The following is an 18,615-nucleotide window of genomic DNA, read 5'->3' as shown; positions in this document are numbered from 1 at the left end:
ATGCATCGCCGATGGTAGTGTGGGGTTTCCCCATGTGAGAGTAGGTCATCGTCAAGATTAAATTCCAAACCCCCTGTCTGCTCACGCAGACAGGGGGTTTGTTTTTGTGGGCAGAAAAACAGCCGCAGCTTCAAGCCTCCATTGCCGAGCAATGTTAAGGTTCGCCTTTGGATTTCGCTTTCTCCTAAGGATGCCGTCATGTCGGTTGCTACGCCTCTCAATGCGGGTTTTATGGTGGTTCATGGCAACCGCCTCGATGAGTTACGCAGCCTGGTTGTCAGCTGGATGCGCCTTTACCCGCTGGCTCCTCTGGAGAACGAAATTGCTTTGGTGCAGAGTAACGGCATCGCCCAATGGTTAAAGCTGGCTCTTGCCGAAGATGCCCGCGACGACGACCTCGGCGGCTGCGGTATTGCTGCAGCCGTGGACGTGCAGTTGCCCGGCAGTTTTTTGTGGCAGCTCTATCGGCTGGTACTGGGCAGTGAAGAAATCCCCGCCAAGTCATTGCTCGATAAAGCCCCGCTGACCTGGCGTCTGATGCGCCTGCTGCCTGCCCTTATCGATCAGCCGCACTTCGAACCCCTGCAGCGCTTCCTGACTCACGACACCGATCTGCGCAAGCGCTATCAGCTGTCTGAGCGTCTTGCCGACCTGTTCGACCAATATCAGGTGTATCGCGCCGACTGGCTTGAGGACTGGGCCGCAGGTCGTCATCAATTGCGTAACGCCCGGGGCGAAAGCCCGGCCCTGAGCCCGGCTAACTGCTGGCAGGCCGAGTTGTGGCGTGCGCTTCTGCTCGATGTAGGTGAAGAGGGCATGTCACAGAGCCGTGCCGGCGTTCATCAGCGTTTTATGGACAAGATCAACAGCCTCGAGCAAGCCCCGCCCGGCTTGCCCGCGCGGGTGATCGTTTTTGGCATCTCGTCACTGCCTGCTCAGGCACTTGAAGCCCTGGCCGGGCTCGCCCGCTTCAGCCAGGTATTGTTGTGTGTGCACAACCCTTGCCGCCATCATTGGTCTGACATCGTTGCCGATAAAGATCTGCTGCGTCATCAGTACAAACGTCAGGCCCGCAAAAGCGGCATGCCTACAGCACTTGATCTGGATACCCTGCATCAGCATGCCCATCCCTTGCTGGCTGCCTGGGGTAAACAAGGCCGTGACTATATCAACCTGCTCGACAGCTACGACGAGCCCAACAGTTATCGCGCAGCTTTTCGCGATGGCCGTATCGACCTGTTCAGCGAAGTTGAACCGCTTAACCTGCTCAACCAGTTGCAGGACGATATTCTTGAGCTGCGCCCGCTCAACGAAACCCGGGAGCTATGGCCCGCCATCGATCTGGCACAGGATCGCTCAATACGCTTCCATGTTGCGCATAGTGCGCAGCGTGAAGTCGAGATCCTGCACGACCAGTTGCTCGCACGTTTCAGCGAGAACCCTCAGTTGCAGCCACGTGATGTGATTGTGATGGTGCCGGATGTGGACAGTTACGCGCCGCATATCCGTGCTGTTTTTGGGCAAATCGAACGTGATGATCGACGCTTTATTCCCTACACCCTGGCCGACCAGGGGCAGCGTGGTCGTGATCCATTGCTGATCGCTCTCGAACACCTGCTTAAATTGCCTGACAGCCGTTTCCCCGTCAGTGAAATCCTGGATTTGCTCGACGTGCCATCACTGCGCGCCCGTTTCAAGGTGCAAGAGCGCGACTTGCCAACCTTGCATCGCTGGATTGAAGGCGCTGGCATTCGCTGGGGGTTGAATGCGCAGCAGCGTGCCGGTCTTGGTTTGCCCGAGCAACTGGAGCAAAACAGTTGGCGTTTTGGTTTGCGCCGCATGTTGCTCGGGTATGCCGTAGGCAGTGGTGAGGCCTGCGATGGTATTGAGCCCTACGATGAGATCGGGGGGCTGGATGCCGTACTGATCGGCCCGCTGGTAGCTTTGCTCGATGCGTTGGAAATCGCTCATCAGGAGCTCTCGCAACCGGCATTGCCGCAGCTCTGGGGCGAGCGCCTGCAGGCTTTGGTGCAGCTGTTTTTCCAGGCCGAAACAGAGCACGACGACTACCTGTTGGCCCAGCTTGAAGAGCTGCGCGAAACCTGGCTCGAAACCTGTGAACTGGTTGGTCTGCAGGATGAGTTACCGCTGACCGTAGTACGCGAGGCCTGGCTTACCGGACTTGACCAGGGCAAGTTGTCACAACGCTTCCTGGCCGGGGCGGTCAACTTCTGCACCCTGATGCCGATGCGGGCCATCCCCTTCAAGCTGGTATGCCTGCTGGGCATGAACGACGGCGACTACCCGCGAGCCCAGCCGCCGCTGGACTTCGATCTGATGGGCAGCGATTACCGCCCGGGCGACCGTTCGCGCCGTGAAGATGACCGTTACCTGCTTCTTGAAGCGCTGCTTTCGGCTCGTGATCAGCTTTATATCAGCTGGGTAGGGCGCAGTATTCGCGACAACAGCGAGCGTCCGGCCTGTGTCCTGATTGGCCAGCTGCGTGACCACCTTGCCAGTGGTTGGCATCTGCAAGGGGGCGGCGACCTGCTTGAGGCCATGACCCAAGAGCACCCACTGCAACCCTTTAGCACTCGTTACTTTCATGAAGGCAACCCTAACCTGTTCAGCTATGCGCGTGAATGGCAGCGCTTGCATGCGCCACAACCGGAGCCCGTTGGCCCCGGCACGCTTGGCGCGCATATCCAGGAAGAACCACTGAACCTGACGCAGTTACAGGATTTTTTGCGAAACCCAGTGCGCCACTTCTTTAGTCAGCGCCTGAAAGTATTCTTTGAGGCAGCGGAAGTACCTTTGGCCGATGAAGAACCTTTCGTACTCGACGCATTGCAGCGCTACACCTTGAGCGACAGCCTGCTTGAAGCTGCACTGGCGCAGCCGGATCAACTGGAAAGCGCCTTGCATACCCGTGCCCAGCGCCTGCAAGGCAGCGGTTTGCTGCCCATGGCCGGGTTTGGAGAGTGCCTGCAACACGAATTAATCGAGCCATTACCAGATGTACTACAGCGCTATCAGCAACTGCTGGCTCTTTGGCCTACACCGCTAAACAGCGCGTTGCCTGTCAGTTTTGAGGATCAAGGTCTGACGCTGGAAGGCTGGCTCGGCAATCTGCATCAGCGTAGCGACAAGGGCTTACTGTCTGTAACCACTATTCCTAATAGCATTGGTGCGATCAAAACCCGGAAATGGCACCGTTTGACCCGGCCATGGGTAAACCATCTGGCAGCCTGCGCCTGTGGCCTGCAGATGACGACCGCCCTGGTGGCCAGTGATGACACCTTGCTGCTCGAACCTCTGGACACCAGGCAGGCCCGGGAGATTCTTGGCAACTTGCTCACTGCCTGGAAAGTCGGGATGAGCCACCCGCTGCCTGTCGCGGTAAAAACTGCTTTTGCCTGGCTGGCCCAGACAGATCCGGCCAAGGCCGATGCGGCGGCGCAAAAAGCCTATGAGGGTGATGGCCAAACCAGTGACGGCGAGCGCCGTGAAAGCGCCGCCCTGGCCCGGCAGTTTCCTGACTATGCGGCCTTGATGGCTGGCGACGAATTCGAAGAGTGGTGCGATGCCCTCTATCGACCCCTTTTTGATGCGCCCTGGCGCTCATTAAACAGCGAGGCATCCCGCTAATGAGCGAGCAAACATTACCGCTGGCCCTGGCATTTCCCCTGCGCGGCAGCCAATTGATCGAGGCCAGTGCAGGCACCGGTAAAACCTTCACGATCTCGGCACTCTACCTGCGCCTGATTTTGGGGCATGGCGGCGTAGAATCCGGTTTTGGCCGTGAGCTATTACCACCGCAAATTCTCGTGGTGACCTTTACTGATGCTGCCACCAAAGAACTGCGCGACCGCATCCGTACCCGCCTGGCAGAAGCCGCACGCTATTTTCGTGGCGAGATCGACGCGCCGGATGCCTTGGTCGAAGAACTGCGTGACCAGTTTGCTCCCGAGCAGTGGGCTGCTTGCGCCGGGCGTCTGGATATCGCCGCCCAATGGATGGACGAGGCTGCGGTCTCGACCATTCACGGTTGGTGCCAGCGCATGTTGCGCGAGCACGCTTTCGATAGCGGCAGCCTGTTTACCCAGACCCTGGAAACCGATCACAGCGACTTGCTGGGCGAAGTGCTGCGCGATTACTGGCGGCTGTTTTGCTACCCCATGCACGGCGACGCGCTGAACTGGGTGCGTGCCAACTGGAGCGGCCCCGCCGCCTTGATGCCGCGCGTGCGAGCGTTGTTTGGTAGCTCGCGCCAGCCAGCCAATGCTGAACAAACGCCTGCACAAATGATCGAGGCCTGCTTGCTGGAGCGCCGCCAGGCATTGGTGCAGCTTAAAGCCCCCTGGCTGCAATGGGCTCAAGAGCTGCGTGAGATCTGCCTGCAGGGCGTGGCCAGCAAAACGGTCGACGGTCGTAAAATGCAGGCCCGTTATTTTGAACCCTGGTTTGAAAAGCTCAGCGCCTGGGCAGCTGACGAAGATCAGGAACAGCTTGATCTGGGTACCGGCTTCACGCGTCTGACTCCCGACGGTATGGCCGAAGCCTGGAAAGGCGTTGCCCCGCAGCATCCGGGCCTGGATGCCATGCCCGGCCTCAAGGCCGCGCTCGATACCTTGCCGAGCCCGGACGCCGCCGTGCTGCAGCATGCGGCGCACTGGGTGAGTGTGCGTTTTGAAGAAGAAAAACGCCGCCGTGCCGAAATGGGTTTCGACGATATGCTACTGCGCCTGGACTCGGCATTGCAGGCCGATGGCGGTGATCGCCTGGCGACCCTGATTCGTGAACAGTTCCCCGTGGCGCTGATCGATGAGTTCCAGGACACCGACCCCGTGCAGTACCGTATCTTCGAGACCATCTACCGGATTGAAGACAATTGCCCAGACACCGGGCTGTTTTTGATTGGCGACCCAAAACAGGCTATCTATGCCTTTCGCGGGGCGGATATCTACACCTACTTGCGCGCACGTCAGGCGACTGCAGGGCGCTTGCACACGCTGGATACCAACTTCCGCTCCAGTCACGCCATGGTCAAGGCCGTCAATCATGTCTTTGAGCGGGCCGAGCTGCGCGATAGCGGACGTGGTGCATTTTTGTTCCGCGAGGGTTCAGAAAACCCCGTGCCCTTTGTTTCGGTTAAATCCCAAGGGCGTAAGGAAGTCCTGCAGCTTGATGGCCAGCCTGTCAGCGCCCTGACGCTCTGGCAATTGCCCTCCGAGCAACCGCTGTCGGGTGCTGTGTATCGTCAGTATCTGGCGGCCGCCTGTGCCAGCCAGATTGTCGAGCTGCTTAATGGTGGCCAGCAAGGGCGCTGCGGTTTTATCAAGGACGGCGAAGCACTGCGTGGCGTATTACCTGCCGACATCGCGATTCTCGTGCGTGACGGTAAGGAAGCTCAGGCCGTGCGGAGAGAATTATCGAGCCGTGGTGTGCGAAGCGTTTACCTGTCGGATAAGGATTCGGTGTACGCCGCGCAGGAAGCACATGATGTGCTGGCCTGGCTCAAGGCCTGCGCCGAGCCTGACGTCGAGCGCCCACTGCGTGCCGCATTGGCCTGTATCACCCTGGACTTGCCGCTGGTTGAGCTGGAGCGTCTGAACCAGGACGAACTGGCGTGGGAAAGACGCGTTATGCAGTTCCGCGGTTATCGCGAAACCTGGCGCAAGCAAGGGGTACTCGCCATGTTGCGTCGCCTGCTGCATGACTTTGAACTGCCCCAGGCCCTGATTGCCCGCCCCGATGGCGAGCGCGTGCTGACCAACGTCTTGCACTTGTCCGAATTGTTGCAGCAAGCCGCAGCCGAGCTGGACGGTGAGCAGGCGCTGATCCGTCATCTGGCCGAGCACCTGGCCTTGTCCGGCCAGGCGGGTGAAGAACAGATCCTGCGCCTGGAAAGTGACGAGCAACTGGTCAAGGTGGTGACTATCCACAAGTCCAAGGGGCTGGAGTACCCGTTGGTGTTTTTGCCGTTTATCTGCTCCGCAAAACCGGTGGATGGCAGTCGTCTGCCGCTGCACTTCCACGATGCTGCGGGCAACGCCCAGGTCAGTTTGAAACCGACGCCAGAGCTGATTGCCCAGGCCGATGACGAGCGTCTGGCCGAAGACCTGCGCTTGCTGTATGTAGCCCTGACCCGTGCCCGGCATGCGTGTTGGCTGGGGGTTGCCGACCTCAAGCGCGGCAATAGCAATCGCTCGGTCTTGCACCTCTGCGCCCTGGGTTATTTGCTGGGTGGTGGTGCCATGCTGGCCGAGTCGGCGGGCTTGCAGAGCTGGTTGGCCGAGGTGCAGCAAGGTTGCGACGCCCTGCAGTGCGAACCCGTTCCAGCTGCTGACGCGGCGCATTTTTATCCACCGCTCAACCAGGCAACCTTGCTTGAGCCGCTGATCCCGGGCCGCCGTGCCGCTGAAAACTGGTGGATCGCTTCCTATAGCGCACTGCGCATTGGTGACAGCCTCAGCCCGGCCGAAGCACCTGAAAGTGCCTTGGCGCAAAAGCTCTCGGATGATGAGCGACTCGACCCTGAGGCACCGCGTGAAGTGTTGCTCAGTGGGGGTGATATTCACCGCTTCCCCCGTGGGCCAAATCCCGGGACTTTTCTCCATGGCCTGCTTGAATGGGCGGGCAGCGAAGGCTTCAAGGCCGACCCCGAAGCGATCAAGGACGCTGTAGCACGGCGCTGCAACCGGCGTGGCTGGCAAGGCTGGATCGAAACCTTGAGTGACTGGCTGCAGCATCTGCAAGATGAACCGCTGCGTCTGAATAATGGTCAGCCCGCTGTGGTCTTGAGTGAGTTGAGCCAGTACCAGATTGAAATGGAATTCTGGTTTGCCAGCCACAAGGTCGATGTTGTGCAGATGGACACACTGGTGCGTCAGCATACCCACGGTGGCGCCGCGCGGGCGGGGGCCGAGCCGAGCCTGCTCAACGGCATGTTCAAGGGCTTTATCGATCTGACCTTCGAGCACCAGGGGCGTTATTACGTGGCGGACTACAAATCCAACTGGCTGGGTACCGATGATTCGGCCTACACCGAGCAGGCGATGACCGCCTCCATTCTGGACAACCGCTACGACCTGCAATATGTCCTGTATTTGTTGGCTTTGCATCGTCAGCTCAAGGCTCGATTGCCCGGCTATGACTACGACCAGCATATGGGCGGCGCACTGTATCTGTTTTTGCGTGGTACCCGCGCCCAGGGACAGGGCGTGTTTTTCACCCGCCCGCCCAGACTATTGATCGAAAGCCTGGACCTGATGTTCCAGGGCAAACCGCTGCCGAAAACAGCTGAACCGGCGTGGGAACAGGGAGTGTTGTTATGAGTCGTTCGTTTGCCGAACTGTTGCCTACGCCATTGACGGCCGAAAGCCTGGCCCTGCTTCAACCGCTGGGCCGGGCCGAGGATTTGCTGTTGTTACTTGAACGCTGGGTCGAGCGCGGCTGGTTGCGCGCTCTGGATAAGGCCTTCGTCGCGTTCCTGCATGAGCGCGATCCGCAGGGCGACCCCCTGGTGTTGCTGGCGGCGGCCCTGACCAGCCATCAACTGGGCCACGGTCATGTGTGCCTGGATTTGTTTGAAACCCTGAAAGAGCCGGATTTTGCACTCTCTTTACCCCCCGAAGGTGATGTGCAAACCGGCGCCATGCTGCTGCCTTCGCAACTGCTTGAGGCCCTGGACGGCGAGGCCTGGTGCAAGGCCCTGCAAGCCAGCCCGCTGGTTGAACACACGGGCTGGTCGTCTGCGGATGCGGCCAGCCGACCCTTGGTATTGAGTGAGCGGCGTCTGTATTTGCGTCGCTATTGGGCCTATGAACGTCGAATCGACGGTGCCTTGCGCCAACGTCTGGCGATGGCTGAAGCGACACCGGCGGATTTGCCTACGCGCCTTGACGGTTTGTTTGGCAGACCTGCACAGGATGCGCCGATTGACTGGCAAAAACTGGCCTGCGCCCTGGCCACGCGGGGAGCTTTCAGCATTGTCACTGGTGGCCCCGGCACCGGTAAGACCACCACCGTGGTGCGTTTGCTGGCGTTGTTGCAAGCACCGGCGGTAGAGGCGGGCACGCCTTTGCGCATTCGCCTGGCGGCACCGACCGGCAAGGCGGCTGCGCGCCTGACAGAGTCGATCAGCCTGCAAGTCAAATCCCTGGAAGTGGACGACAAGGTCCGGCAAAAAATCCCCAGCGACGTGACCACTGTTCATCGCCTGCTCGGCAGCCGCCCCGGTACGCGGCATTTTCGCCATCATGCGGGCAATCGCCTGCCGCTGGACGTGCTGGTGGTTGATGAGGCGTCGATGATCGATCTGGAAATGATGGCCAATTTGCTCGATGCCCTACCTGCTCATGCGCGGCTGGTGCTGCTGGGTGACAAGGACCAGTTGGCATCGGTTGAAGCCGGTGCCGTGCTGGGTGATTTGTGCCGCGACGCCGAAGCGGGCTGGTATACCCCGCAAACCCGAAACTGGCTGGAGCAGGTTAGCGGCGAAAATCTCAGTGCCAGTGGTTTGCAGCAAGACCTGGACAGTACGCACCCGCTGGCGCAGCAGGTAGTGATGCTGCGCCACTCGCGGCGCTTTGGTGAGGGCAGCGGTATTGGCCAGCTGTCGCGTCTGGTCAACCAGCAACTGCCCCGCGAAGCGCGTGCCTTGCTGGCGGCAGGCAGCCATGCCGACCTCTTTGCGTTGCCCCTCAAGGGTGAGCAGGACCGCGCATTTGAACGTCTGGCGCTGGAAGGGCGGGGGACAGAGGCTAAAGGCTATCGGCACTACCTGGAGGTTTTGCGCGATCAGCGACCAGACACCGAGAGCGTTCTTGAAGACCCGTGTTGGGCGGTATGGGCGGGTAACGTGCTGCAGGCGTTCGAGGCCTTTCAGGTGCTCTGCGCCGTGCGCAAGGGACCGTGGGGCGTGGAGGGCCTGAATGAGCGTATCACCGGCGCCCTGTTTGCCCGCAAGCTGATTGATGGCGACCGGCATTGGTACGAAGGCCGCCCGGTGCTGATGACCCGCAATGATTACGGACTGGGCCTGATGAACGGCGATATTGGCATCGCCCTCACACTTCCCGAGGGTGATGGTCAGGCCCGGCGTCATGTATTGCGGGTGGCTTTCGCGCGTAACGACGGGCAGGGCGGCATCCGTTTTGTACTGCCAAGCCGGCTCAATGATGTCGAGACGGTCTATGCCATGACCGTACATAAATCCCAGGGCTCGGAGTTTTCCCATACGGCGTTGGTGCTGCCCGAAGCGCTCAACCCGGTGTTGACGAAAGAGCTGATCTATACCGGTATCACCCGGGCCAAGCACTGGTTCAGTCTGATAGAGCCGCGTGCGGGAGTTTTTGAGGAGGCCGTACAGCGCAAGGTCAAGCGCCTGAGCGGGTTGATGCTGGGGCTGGGATAGCCGAAGTCTTGATCCTGATCGGGGTACTTTTTTGTGGGAGCTGGCAAACTTGGGTGATGCCATCGCGAGCAAGCCCGCTCCCACAAGAAATGGCGCGTCCAATGTGACCTGTATCACAGTTAATACGGTTGTCGTGCTATCGTTACGACACTATTCCCATAAAGATCTCAGAGAAATCCCGCATGGATGTGGCTGTCTCATCGACAGAACAGCACTTTGGATGGCGGCTACGGCTGATTTCCTTTTGCCTGTTACTGCTGAGCACTCCTTGTCTGGTTCAGGCTCAAACGCCCATCAACCTGGCGGATCAGCGCGCCAAGGCCGTGACCCAGGTTGTGCTGGGCATCCTCAGTTATGCGCGCTGGCCCACAGAGCCGGCACAACTTCAGTTGTGCGTGATCGGCCCCACCGAATACACCGATGACCTGCTCAAGGGTGCCACTCAATCCACTGGCCGGCCGGTGCAGGTGCGTCGCGTGCTGGCGAGTGACCCCGGCATCGCCAGCAGTTGCAACGCGGTATACCTGGGCAAGCTGAGCGCCGACGAGCGCAGTCGCCTGTTTAGCAGCCTCAACACCAAGGCGGTGCTGAGCATCAGCGAAGACGGTGACCAATGCACCGTGGGCAGCCTGTTTTGCCTGCATGTGCGTGATGAGCAAGTGTCATTCGAGGTCAACCTCGACTCCGTCGCCCGCAGCGGTGTACGTATTCACCCCAGTGTGTTGCAACTGTCACGCCGTCGGGCGGCGCAACCATGAGCGGGTTGAATGCGCCGCAACGACGTCGCCGGCTGCGTTCGGTGTTGCGCCGTGGGCATCTTGGCGTGGCACTGGTTGCGGTGACACTGGCCAGCGCCTCCATGACCCTGCTGGGCGTGCTGGCGCTCAAGGTCTATGCCGATCACAACCTGCACCTGATTGCCCGCTCCATCAACTACACCGTGGAAGCGGCCGTGGTGTTTGACGACCCCGGGGCAGCAACCGAGGCCCTGGCCTTGATTGCTTCCACCGAAGCGGTCGCCGAGGCTCAGGTGTATACCGCCGAGGGTGAACTGCTCGCGCAATGGCAGCGTCCGCAAACCGATCTGCTGTCCAGGGTCGAAATGCTGTTGGCCGATGGCTTGCTGCAGCAGCCGATCAGCATGCCGATTTTGCATCAGGGCCAGGAGGTTGGCCGGGTCGTTCTGCGCGGGCATGGCGCCAATATGCTGCGTTTTTTGCTTAGCGGCTTGCTTGGCGTGCTGGTGTGTACCGCGCTCAGTGCCTGGAGTGCGCTGTACCTGTCGCGCCGGCTGCTGGATGGCATTACCGGGCCTTTGCAGCAGCTGGCGCAAGTGGCCCACGCTGCCCGTCGTGAACGTGCGTTCGATCGTCGCGTACCGCCCGCGCATATTGCCGAGCTCGATAGTCTGGGCAACGACTTCAATGCCCTGCTCGACGAGCTGGAGTCATGGCAAAGCCATCTGCAAAACGAAAATGAGGCCCTGGCTCATCAGGCCAGCCACGATTCGCTCACCAACCTGCCTAACCGCGCCTACTTTGAAGCCCGGTTGACGCGCACTCTGCGCTCGCTCAATAAAACGCGGGACAAGGCTGCGGTGCTGTTTCTCGACAGTGACCGCTTCAAGGGCATCAATGATGCCTACGGCCATGCCGCCGGTGATGCGGTGCTGGTAGCGGTAGCAACGCGCATTCGTGCGCAACTGCGTGAAGACGACGTAGTGGCGCGCCTGGGCGGTGACGAATTTGCGATCTTGCTGACTCCGCTGCACAAAATAGAAGATGCCCAGCGCATTGCCGAGAAGATCATTGCCAGCATGCTTGAGGCCATCGAACTGCCGGGGCGGGTGAGTGTCGTGACATCGCTGAGTATCGGCATTGCCGTCTACCCCGAACATGGTGCAAGCGCCCAGGAACTGCTCTGTGCAGCGGACTCGGCGATGTACCAGGCCAAGCGCCTCGCCCGAGGCGGGCAACATGTAGCGGAGTCGGAGCACCCCGCAAACACCGTAAATATCAGGAGCTAACTCAAAAATGCGTGCATTGACCCAGCGTTATCTGCAGTTTTTCAGCGTTGCCTTGTTGTTGGCCACGTTGTCGTTGACCGGTTGCCAGACTCCCCCGCCAAAGGGTCTGACCCCGGCGCAGATTGCGGTCCTCAAGGAACAGGGCTTTGAGTTGACCGAGGAGGGCTGGGCATTTGGTCTTTCGGGCAAAGTGCTGTTTGGCAGCGACCTTGAAGTGCTTAACCCACAGAGCCAGGAAATCGTTGAGCGTATCGGCACGGCCTTGCTGGGTGCCGATATCCAGCGGGTGCGGGTGGATGGTCACACCGACTCTTCGGGCAAGGAGTCCTACAACGAGCAACTGTCGGTACGCCGCGCCAACAGCGTGGTCAAGGCCCTGACCAAAGTTGGCATGCGCCCTGAGAATATCCAGGTCCGTGGGTTGGGTAGTCGCGAGCCGGTAGCCAGCAACAACACCCGGGCCGGGCGTACGGAAAACCGCCGTGTGTCGATTGTGGTGATTGCCGACTGATAAGCCGGGTCCGTAGCAGCAGCCTCGTTCCTTCGGCAGCTGCTACGGGGCGGTGTGGTCAGTCCACAAACCTCATGCCCCGGGTCTCGCCCAGCAACAGCGGCGCATTCAGTTCCGTCACTTCGCGGATGTAATCCCATAGCAGGGTGATGCGTTTCAACTTCCTCAGATCTTCGCGGCAGTACATCCAGAACTGTCGCGTCAGGGTGACCTCGCCCGGCAATACCGGCAGCAAACGCGGGTCCTGGGCGGCCAGAAAGCACGGCAAAATCGCCAGCGAGCGGCCCTGCTGCGCTGCCACGAATTGCGCAATCACGCTGGTGCTGCGCAGGTTGGCGCTGGCGCCGGGCAGCACGTTGGCCAGGTACAGCAGCTCCGAACTGAACGCCAGATCGTCCACATAGCTAATAAAAGTGTGCTCGGCCAAATCCGCTGCCCGGTTGATAGGCGGGTGCTGGTCCAGATACTCCTGGGTGGCATATAGCTGCAAGCGGTAGTCGCATAGCTTGCAGCACACATAGGGCCCGTGTTCCGGACGCTCCAGGGCGATCACGATATCCGCCTCGCGCTTGGACAGGCTGATGAAGTGCGGCAGGGGCAGGATATCCACTGAAATGGCCGGGTAGGCGTCGACAAAATGGCTGAGCTGAGGGGTGATAAAAAAGCTCCCGAACCCCTCCGTGCAACCCATGCGCACATGCCCGGACAACGCCACCCCCGAGCCCGACACCTGCTCGCAGGCCATATGCAGGGTACTTTCGATGGCCTCGGCATAGCCCAGCAAGCGCTGGCCCTCGTTGGTCAGGGTGAAGCCGTTGGTGCGTGATTTTTCAAACAGCAGTGTGCCGAGGGCAGCCTCCAGCGAACTGATGCGTCGCGATACGGTGGTGTAGTCCACCGCCAGCCGTTTGGCCGCAGTGCTGGCTTTACGGGTACGGGCCACCTCGAGAAAAAACTTCAGGTCGTCCCAGTTCAATGCGCTTAACGATGTGATGTTTTTTTGCATGTTTGATCGGCTTTTATGTGCGTTCTTATTAGAAGAACGCACACCTATACTCCAAAAACAGTCCTGCGACCAATCTGGACAGCCCTACTTAAAATAATAATGCCGGAGACTTCCATGAACGTTTCTACCACCCCGTACCAAAACGCCCGCCTGCTGATCGATGGCGAATGGGTCGAGTCGCAGACCACCGAGTGGCACGACATCATCAACCCCGCCACTCAGCAAGTGCTGGCCAAAGTACCGTTTGCCACTGCCGCTGAAGTCAACGCCGCCATCGCTGCTGCCCAGCGCGCTTTCCAGACCTGGAAGCTGACGCCCATTGGCGCGCGCATGCGCATCATGCTCAAGCTGCAGGCGCTGATTCGCGAGCACTCCAAGCGCATCGCCACTGTGCTCAGTGCCGAACAGGGTAAAACCATTGCCGACGCCGAGGGCGATATTTTCCGCGGCCTGGAAGTGGTCGAGCATGCTTGCTCCATCGGCACCTTGCAGATGGGTGAATTCGCTGAAAACGTTGCGGGCGGGGTGGATACCTACACCTTGCGCCAACCTATCGGGGTCTGCGCCGGGATCACACCGTTCAATTTCCCGGCCATGATTCCGCTATGGATGTTCCCGATGGCCATCGCCTGCGGTAACACCTTCGTTCTCAAACCGTCCGAGCAAGACCCGCTCTCGACCTTGATGCTGGTCGAGCTGGCGCTGGAAGCCGGGGTCCCGCCGGGTGTGCTCAACGTCGTGCATGGCGGCAAGGATGTGGTGGATGCGCTGTGCACCCACACCGATATCAAAGCGGTTTCGTTCGTTGGCTCAACCGCCGTCGGTACCCACGTTTATGACCTGGCGGGCCGTCACGGCAAGCGCGTGCAATCGATGATGGGCGCGAAAAACCACGCCGTGGTGTTGGCCGATGCCAACCGCGAGCAAACCCTCAACGCGCTGGTCGGTGCCGGTTTTGGCGCAGCCGGCCAACGCTGTATGGCTACCTCGGTGGTGGTACTGGTGGGGGCGGCGAAAAAATGGCTGCCGGACCTCAAGGCGCTGGCGCAAAAACTCAAGGTCAACGCCGGCAGCGAGGCGGGTACGGATGTAGGTCCGGTGATCTCCAGGCGTGCTAAAGAGCGGGTACTGGGATTGATCGAAAGCGGCATCAAAGAAGGCGCAGTGCTGGAACTGGATGGCCGCAACATCAAGGTCCCGGGTTTCGAACAAGGCAACTTTATCGGTCCGACCCTGTTTTCCGGGGTCACCACCGATATGCAAATCTATACCCAGGAAATTTTCGGCCCGGTGCTGGTGGTGATTGAGGTCGATACCCTCGATCAGGCCATTGCACTGGTCAACGCCAACCCGTTTGGCAACGGCACCGGCCTGTTTACCCAAAGCGGCGCTGCAGCGCGCAAGTTCCAGACTGAAATCGATGTGGGCCAGGTCGGTATCAATATCCCGATCCCGGTGCCGGTGCCGTTCTTCAGCTTCACGGGTTCCCGTGGCTCGAAACTCGGTGATCTTGGCCCGTACGGCAAGCAAGTGGTGCAGTTCTATACTCAAACCAAGACCGTCACCAGTCGCTGGTTCGACGATGACAGCGTGAATGATGGCGTCAACACAACCATCAATCTTCGTTGAGGGCACACAGCATGAATATCGCATTTATCGGCCTGGGCAACATGGGCGCACCAATGGCGCGCAACCTGCTCAAGGCCGGGCATTCGCTGAACCTGTTTGATCTGAACCAAAGCATTCTCGCCGAGCTGGCCGCCCTGGGTGGCCATATCAGCACCTCGCCTCGGGAGGCCGCCCAAGGCACCGAACTGGTGATCACCATGCTCCCGGCTGCTGCCCATGTGCGCAGCGTGTGGCTGGGTGAGGACGGCGTGCTGGCTGGCATCGGCGCAGGTGTACCCGCCGTTGATTGCAGCACCATCGACCCGCAGACCGCCCGCGATGTCGCCGCTGCAGCCGCCAAACAGGGCGTGCAGATGGCCGATGCGCCGGTGTCCGGCGGCACCGGTGGCGCGCAGGCGGGCACCCTGACCTTTATGGTCGGCGCTCCCCAGGCGCTGTTCGACACCCTGCACCCTGTACTCGAACAAATGGGCCGCAACATCGTCCATTGCGGGGATGTGGGCACCGGCCAAGTGGCTAAAATCTGCAACAACCTGCTGCTCGGGATCTCCATGGTCGGCGTCAGCGAGGCCATGGCCCTGGGGGCTGCACTGGGTATCGACAGCGAAGTACTGGCCGGGGTGATCAACAGCTCCACCGGGCGCTGCTGGAGCTCGGAGGTGTACAACCCGTGGCCGGGCATCGTTGAAACCGCCCCTGCGTCACGCGGCTATACCGGTGGATTTGGTGCCGAGCTGATGCTCAAGGATCTGGGGCTGGCCACCGAGGCAGCACGTCAGGCCCACCAGCCTGTGGTGATGGGTGCCGTGGCGCAACAGCTGTATCAGGCCATGAGCCTGCGCGGCGAAGGCGGCAAGGATTTCTCGGCCATCATCAACAGCTATCGCAAACCTCAGTAACTGGTCGCTTTACCGGGAGCCCGCGTCGGGCGGGCTCCCGGGTTTTTTGCGTGGTTTCACTCAGGCAAAAACGAAATACTTGCGCACGGTTTCAACCACTTCCCATGTGCCTTTCATGCCCGGCTCGACCACAAAGATATCCCCGGCCCGCAGATGGATCGGTTCTTTGCCCTCTGGGGTGATGATGCAATAGCCCTCACGGAAATCGCAGTATTCCCACTTCACATATTCCACATACCACTTGCCGGGCGTGCAAATCCACGTGCCCATGATCTTGCTGCCGTCTTCGCTGGTGTAGGCGTTGAGGTTGACGGTATGGGGGTCGCCCTCGAGTTTTTCCCATTTGCAGGCATCGAGCACGGGCAGGGGATGGGTGTCGCGAAGCACGGTGATTGGCGCAGACATAAGACCTCCGGTGATGGGTTATCGAACCTCACCCTAACCGCAGCGATACTCTGACAGATGCCTGGTTCCGACCCCCAGATGCGCAAAAGCCCCGGCACTGTTTTCAGTGCCGGGGCTTTTTTGTAACAGCCAAATGCTTAGTGCGAGTTGGCCAGAGCCTTACCGGTGCGCAGGCGCAGCACATAGAAGCCGTAGATGATCAGCAGCCACACCGGAATCGCATACACCGACGCACGAACGTCGGGGATCATCCAGATAACCGAGACGATCACCGCCATAAACACCAGGCACAGGATATTGCTGAACGGGAACCAGAATGCCTTGAACGAAGGCGTCACGCCCTGAACGGCCATGGCCTTGCGGAACTTGATATGGGTGAGGCTGATCAGTGCCCAGTTGATCATCAGCGAGGCAACCACCAGGGCAAACAGCAGCTCCAGTGCCTTGTGCGGGGCCACATAGTTGACCACCACGCACAATAGCGTCACCAGTGCCGACACGCCCAGTGCACGCAACGGCACGCCATTTTTGGTCAGCTTCATCAGGGCTTTGGGGGCATCACCCTGCTCGGCCAGGCCAAACAGCATGCGGCTGTTGCAGTACACGCCGCTGTTATAGACCGACAGCGCGGCAGTCAGTACCACAAAGTTGAGGATTTGCGCGGCGGTATCACTGCCGATCAAGGCAAAGATCTGCACAAACGGGCTGCTGCCGTAGGCATCGCCGCCGGCGCCCAGGGTTACCAGCAACTGGTCCCACGGGTACAGTGCCAGCAGCACGGTCAGGGCGCCCACGTAGAAAATAAGGATCCGGTACACCACCTGGTTGATGGCCTTGGGGATCACCTTTTTCGGCTCGCTGGCTTCCGCCGCGGTGATACCCACCAGCTCCAGGCCACCGAAGGAAAACATGATAAAGGCCATGGCCATCAGTAGCCCCATGCCGCCATTGGGGAAGAACCCGCCGTGGCTCCACAGGTTGCTGATCGACGCCTGAGGGCCGCCGGTGCCGCTGAACAGCAGGTAGCAACCCAGGACGATCATGCCGACAATCGCCACCACCTTGATAATGGCAAACCAGAATTCCATTTCGCCGAACACTTTCACGTTCAGGGTATTGATCAGGTTGACCAGTACAAAGAACACCACGGCGCTGACCCAGGTTGGCACCTCGGGCCACCAGAACTGGATGTACTTGCCCACGGCCGTCAGCTCGGCCATGCCCACCAGCACATACAGTACCCAATAGTTCCAGCCCGACAGAAACCCCGCATAACCGCCCCAGTACTTGTGGGCAAAGTGGCTGAAGGAACCGGCCACTGGCTCTTCGACGATCATTTCGCCGAGTTGGCGCATGATCAGGAACGCGATAAAGCCGGCGATCGCATAGCCCAGGATCATCGACGGCCCGGCCGACTTGAGTACGCCCGCCGACCCCAGAAACAGGCCCGTACCGATAGCGCCGCCCAGGGCAATCAGCTGGATATGGCGGTTTTTCAAACCGCGTTTGAGTGTGACCGGGGGGGAATTAGCGTCAGCCATCGGGTGCCCTGTGAGTTGTTATTCTCAAAACTGGATAAAAGTACCCGTGGGCAAAGGCGCCCCGGGTGTCGCAAGCCCCGGATATTACTCTGGGTAAAAACCAAGGCATACAGGCTGGCAGTAAACGGCGACTATTCTTACAAGCTCAAAGCTTCCAGCAATGCCATGGCATAGGTGGGCAATTGCGCAAACGAGCGGGCGCACAGCAGCAATTTACGATCAGCCCAGGGCTCGCTCAAGTTCACCACTTCAAAGGTGCGCGGGGCCTGCCAGCGCTCGATGGTGGCCCTGGGCACAATCCCCAGCCCGGCGCCGCGAGCGACCATGCGCAATACCCCGTCAAAGCCTTCGGCACGGATACGCACCTGCATGCGACACCCCATATGCAGTGCCTGTTCTTCCAGGTACACCGCCAGCGCGCTGCTGGCCGACAACCCGACATAGTCATGGCTCAGGGTGTCGCTGAACGAGAGGCCGGGCCTGTGGGCCAGCGGGTGGTCGAGGGGCATGACCAGTACCAGCGGGTCATCGCGAAAGGGCCGGGTTTGCAGGTCACGGGTGTCTACCGCGTTGGAGATCACACCGATATCGGCCGCGTCCAGGCGCAGGGCATGGGTGATGCGCAGGCTGGTGAGTTCTTGCTGGTCGACGCTTATGGCAGGGTGCTGGCGTACAAAGTCGGCGAGCAGTTCAGGCAGGTATTCGGTGAGGGCGGCGGTGTTGCACAGCAGGCGGATACGGCCTTTGAAGCCCTGGGCGTATTCGCTCAGGTCGTGGTTCATGCGCTCCACCTGCTGCAACAGTAACCGGGCATGTTGGGCCAGCGCTTGCCCGGCAGGGGTAGGGCTGATGCCACGACGGCTGCGCTGCAAAAACGCCACGCCCAAGGACGCTTCCATCGCCCGGATCCGCGCACTGGCGGCAGGCAGCGATAGATGGCTGAGGCTGGCGCCGGCGGTGATATTGCCTGCCTGCAGCACATTCAAATACAGACGCAGGTCAACCAGGTCGAAGTGCATGAAAGGTCCTTGATGATCCTGTAAAGATTCTAAATAGCGCCGCAAACCGCTGTTGTAGCAGCCTTCGGCAGTTGCTACGGGCGAGGGGTTCTGCCTATTGTCAGGAAAGAGGCTGACTCTGTGCATGGCGCATTTTCAGGCGCTGGCCCATGCCCCAGCAT

General features: G+C 60.0%; 12 protein-coding genes. 8 read left to right on the top strand and 4 right to left on the bottom strand.

From position 1 onward, the window contains the following. The first annotated feature begins 198 nt into the window (after window positions 1-198). From recC to ACP7BE_RS21820, 6 genes are all read left to right on the top strand, one after another. Entirely contained in the window at window positions 199-3,648 is a 3,450-nt protein-coding gene (gene recC, locus ACP7BE_RS21845) for an exodeoxyribonuclease V subunit gamma (protein ID WP_150628828.1), read from the top strand. Next, window positions 3,648-7,337 (top strand): exodeoxyribonuclease V subunit beta, encoded by a 3,690-nt coding sequence (gene recB / locus ACP7BE_RS21840; RefSeq protein WP_426107238.1) that lies wholly within the window; start codon window positions 3,648-3,650, stop codon window positions 7,335-7,337. The genes recC and recB overlap by 1 nt, the downstream gene beginning before the upstream one ends. Further along, window positions 7,334-9,418 carry an exodeoxyribonuclease V subunit alpha gene (recD, locus tag ACP7BE_RS21835; protein WP_426107236.1) on the top strand — a complete coding sequence of 695 codons (2,085 nt, stop codon included), beginning with the start codon at window positions 7,334-7,336 and terminating at the stop codon, window positions 9,416-9,418. Before recB ends, recD begins: the two co-directional genes overlap by 4 nt. 182 nt (window positions 9,419-9,600) lie before the next feature. After that, window positions 9,601-10,176, top strand: a complete 576-nt coding sequence (locus ACP7BE_RS21830; protein ID WP_095002461.1) for a YfiR family protein — start codon at window positions 9,601-9,603, stop codon at window positions 10,174-10,176. Beyond that, on the top strand, window positions 10,173-11,444 hold the full coding sequence (locus ACP7BE_RS21825; RefSeq protein WP_426107234.1) for a diguanylate cyclase domain-containing protein: 1,272 nt from the start codon (window positions 10,173-10,175) through the stop codon (window positions 11,442-11,444). Before ACP7BE_RS21830 ends, ACP7BE_RS21825 begins: the two co-directional genes overlap by 4 nt. Window positions 11,445-11,451: 7 nt before the next feature. After that, window positions 11,452-11,955, top strand: a complete 504-nt coding sequence (locus ACP7BE_RS21820) for an OmpA family protein (protein ID WP_095002463.1) — start codon at window positions 11,452-11,454, stop codon at window positions 11,953-11,955. 58 nt (window positions 11,956-12,013) lie between these two features. On the opposite strand, the gene ACP7BE_RS21815 is transcribed toward ACP7BE_RS21820, so the two are convergent. Beyond that, window positions 12,014-12,961, bottom strand: a complete 948-nt coding sequence (locus ACP7BE_RS21815) for a LysR family transcriptional regulator (protein WP_095002464.1) — start codon at window positions 12,959-12,961, stop codon at window positions 12,014-12,016. Between the two features lie 114 nt (window positions 12,962-13,075). Here ACP7BE_RS21815 and ACP7BE_RS21810 point away from each other — a divergent pair, with 114 nt between their 5' ends. Together ACP7BE_RS21810 and mmsB are read left to right on the top strand one after the other, a co-directional pair. Continuing rightward, window positions 13,076-14,590: a CoA-acylating methylmalonate-semialdehyde dehydrogenase gene (locus tag ACP7BE_RS21810; RefSeq protein WP_095002465.1), complete on the top strand. Its 1,515-nt coding sequence runs from the start codon at window positions 13,076-13,078 to the stop codon at window positions 14,588-14,590. Between the two features lie 11 nt (window positions 14,591-14,601). Further along, window positions 14,602-15,489 carry a 3-hydroxyisobutyrate dehydrogenase gene (gene mmsB, locus ACP7BE_RS21805; protein WP_095002466.1) on the top strand — a complete coding sequence of 296 codons (888 nt, stop codon included), beginning with the start codon at window positions 14,602-14,604 and terminating at the stop codon, window positions 15,487-15,489. 60 nt (window positions 15,490-15,549) lie between these two features. Here the strand turns inward: mmsB and ACP7BE_RS21800 are convergent, their stop codons facing one another. From ACP7BE_RS21800 to ACP7BE_RS21790, 3 genes are all read right to left on the bottom strand, one after another. Continuing rightward, the gene (locus ACP7BE_RS21800; protein ID WP_016783536.1) at window positions 15,550-15,894 is read right to left on the bottom strand and encodes a cupin domain-containing protein; all 345 of its coding nucleotides are present in this window, start codon (window positions 15,892-15,894) and stop codon (window positions 15,550-15,552) included. A 137-nt stretch (window positions 15,895-16,031) separates the two neighbouring features. After that, complete coding sequence (locus ACP7BE_RS21795; RefSeq protein WP_095018713.1) at window positions 16,032-17,435, bottom strand: amino acid permease; 1,404 nt, start codon at window positions 17,433-17,435, stop codon at window positions 16,032-16,034. A 137-nt stretch (window positions 17,436-17,572) separates the two neighbouring features. Continuing rightward, on the bottom strand, window positions 17,573-18,454 hold the full coding sequence (locus tag ACP7BE_RS21790; protein ID WP_095020640.1) for a LysR substrate-binding domain-containing protein: 882 nt from the start codon (window positions 18,452-18,454) through the stop codon (window positions 17,573-17,575). Window positions 18,455-18,615: the final 161 nt, after the last annotated feature.

This window comes from Pseudomonas sp. TWR1-1-3, from assembly GCF_049896805.1.
Classification (GTDB): domain Bacteria; phylum Pseudomonadota; class Gammaproteobacteria; order Pseudomonadales; family Pseudomonadaceae; genus Aquipseudomonas; species Aquipseudomonas bubulae.
Note: the sequence above shows the minus strand (reverse complement) of the source record. Positions and strands in the feature narration are given on the sequence as shown.

Bases quoted from the DNA above. Each gene is read 5' to 3' on its own strand.
- recC (WP_150628828.1), top strand. From the start codon at position 199: ATGTCGGTTGCTACGCCTCTCAATGCGGGTTTTATGGTGGTTCATGGC.
- recB (WP_426107238.1), top strand. From the start codon at position 3,648: ATGAGCGAGCAAACATTACCGCTGGCCCTGGCATTTCCCCTGCGCGGC.
- recD (WP_426107236.1), top strand. From the start codon at position 7,334: ATGAGTCGTTCGTTTGCCGAACTGTTGCCTACGCCATTGACGGCCGAA.
- ACP7BE_RS21830 (WP_095002461.1), top strand. From the start codon at position 9,601: ATGGATGTGGCTGTCTCATCGACAGAACAGCACTTTGGATGGCGGCTA.
- ACP7BE_RS21825 (WP_426107234.1), top strand. From the start codon at position 10,173: ATGAGCGGGTTGAATGCGCCGCAACGACGTCGCCGGCTGCGTTCGGTG.
- ACP7BE_RS21820 (WP_095002463.1), top strand. From the start codon at position 11,452: ATGCGTGCATTGACCCAGCGTTATCTGCAGTTTTTCAGCGTTGCCTTG.
- ACP7BE_RS21815 (WP_095002464.1), bottom strand. From the start codon at position 12,961: ATGCAAAAAAACATCACATCGTTAAGCGCATTGAACTGGGACGACCTG.
- ACP7BE_RS21810 (WP_095002465.1), top strand. From the start codon at position 13,076: ATGAACGTTTCTACCACCCCGTACCAAAACGCCCGCCTGCTGATCGAT.
- mmsB (WP_095002466.1), top strand. From the start codon at position 14,602: ATGAATATCGCATTTATCGGCCTGGGCAACATGGGCGCACCAATGGCG.
- ACP7BE_RS21800 (WP_016783536.1), bottom strand. From the start codon at position 15,894: ATGTCTGCGCCAATCACCGTGCTTCGCGACACCCATCCCCTGCCCGTG.
- ACP7BE_RS21795 (WP_095018713.1), bottom strand. From the start codon at position 17,435: ATGGCTGACGCTAATTCCCCCCCGGTCACACTCAAACGCGGTTTGAAA.
- ACP7BE_RS21790 (WP_095020640.1), bottom strand. From the start codon at position 18,454: ATGCACTTCGACCTGGTTGACCTGCGTCTGTATTTGAATGTGCTGCAG.